The 2,124-nt window shown below is 55.6% G+C and carries 1 protein-coding gene; it reads right to left on the bottom strand.

Going from position 1 to position 2,124, the window contains the following annotated elements:
• The coding region (locus tag EAE91_RS23270) for a non-ribosomal peptide synthetase (RefSeq protein ID WP_214090514.1) at window positions 1-2,124 on the bottom strand (2,124 nt) is incomplete at both ends.

Genomic DNA, 2,124 nt, shown 5'->3' on the forward strand with positions numbered 1-2,124 from the left:
CCAATCAGGTGATGCAGCAATTGCAGCAGGATCCAACGACCATCCGTTTCTTGCGCCACCACAAAACGTAATAACGGCGCTTCCCTTAAATCAATACGATGCTGACGCGGATCAAAACGCCGGGTTAGCTGGTCTCTGACCGGACCATCAGCCGGGTTTAGCGTCAGTTCCGTCACCGACAAGGCAGCCTGACGCCAGACCACCTGCGCCGGCACTGACAATCCCTGCCAGAGAAAAGCGGTACGCAGAATATCGTGGCGATCAACCACCCGCTGAATCGCTGCCAGATAACGATCCAACCGCGCCCGGTCAGCAAAGGCCATCTGGCTGATCAACAGATAGGGATCGCCTTCATTCTCCAGCAAATGGTGGAACAAGATGCCGTCCTGCAACGGCGACAGGACGTAGATATCCTGAATATTGGCCACCCCGCCCGGCACCTGCCCGGCGATACAGTCAATATCCGCCTGAGTCAAATCAATCAGCGGCAGCATTGCCGGTGTCAACTCTGTGGTTGCTGGCGTAATGACGTTCGGCGGCACTGTCACCGCCTGATGTCGTCCCAACGTTTGCGCCAGATCTGACAGCACCGGCGACTGGAACAGATCACGCGCCGTCAGTGTCAATCCCAGGTGACGCAAGCGTCCAATCATACGTACCGCGAGCAACGAATGACCGCCCAAGGCAAAAAAGCTGTCATACCGACTGATCTGCTCAATGCCCAGTAATTCACGCCAGATCGCCGCCAGCGCGATTTCTGTTTCTCCCAGAGGCGCAGCGTAAGCCTGACGGGCAGCAATTTCATTGTCCGGCACCGGTAATGCCCGATGATCCAACTTACCGTTCGGCGTCAACGGAAACGCATCCAGCCGCACAAAGGCCGTTGGCACCATGTAGTCAGGTAAAATGGCGCTCAGGTGCGTATGCAGGCTGTCTGCCAGCCCGTCATCCGCTGATCCCACCACATAGGCCACCAGCCGTTTATTCTGCCCTTCCCCCTGTACCAACACCGCCGCTTCACGCACCGTTGGGTGTTCGGCCAATCGGGCCTCAATTTCCTTTGGTTCAATGCGGAAACCGCGGATTTTAACCTGCTGATCATTACGGCCCAGGAACTCCAGATTGCCGTCCGGCAGATAACGCGCCACATCCCCGGTGCGGTACAGGCGGGCATCCGGGTTATCACTGAACGGGTCGGTAAGGAAACACTCGGCGGTTAATTCAGGCCGATTAAGGTAACCACAGGCCACCCCATCGCCCCCCACATAAATCTCTCCGGCCCCCCCCAACGGCACCGGCTGACCATAAGCATCCAACAGATAAACCCGCGTGTTAGCTATCGGTCGGCCAATCGGGATGTTGGTCGCTCCCGGTGCGACTGCATTGATACGGTAGGTGGTTGTAAAGGTGGTGCCTTCACTTGGCCCATAACCATTTAATAACTGTTGTGGCGGACGGGTGTTCAATACCTGGCCGATGACATGCGGATCAAGGGCATCGCCGCCAACAATCAGCAGCCTTATCTGTGGTAAAACCGGAGACAGTTCTTCGGCTATCTGGTTAAACAATCCAACACTCAACCACAGAACAGTAATTCGCTGAACCTGTAGAACCTGTACAAACTCTGGCGGCGTCAGCAAAGTGGTGTGATCAACCACCACTAACGCGCCGCCATTCAGCAACGGTACCCAGACTTCAAACGTACTGGCATCGAAAGCCGGGTTAGCGGCAAAAGCCACCCGATCATCGGGTTCGATTTCGGCATAGCCGTTGTTAATCACCAGCCGGACCACCGCACGATGCGGTACCAACACCCCTTTAGGTATCCCGGTAGAACCGGAGGTGTACATGATATACGCTAACTCAGTGCTGGCATGCGGTAAGTCAAGGTTAAGGCGATCTTGCTCGTTGTCCGTATCTGTCTTATCCGAGAGGCGAAACAGCGGTACCGCCAGATCCGCCGGAATATTCCCTCGTGTATCGGTGAGCAGCAATCTGGCGGAACAATCATTTATCAGCCAGGTTTTCCGCTCATCCGGCACATTGGGATCTATCGGCACGTAAACCGCACCGGCTTTGAGAATCGCCAATTGGGCCATCACCAGTTCCATCGAACGATCGAGT

It is taken from the genome of Photorhabdus noenieputensis (assembly GCF_018448935.1).
GTDB lineage: Bacteria > Pseudomonadota > Gammaproteobacteria > Enterobacterales > Enterobacteriaceae > Photorhabdus > Photorhabdus noenieputensis.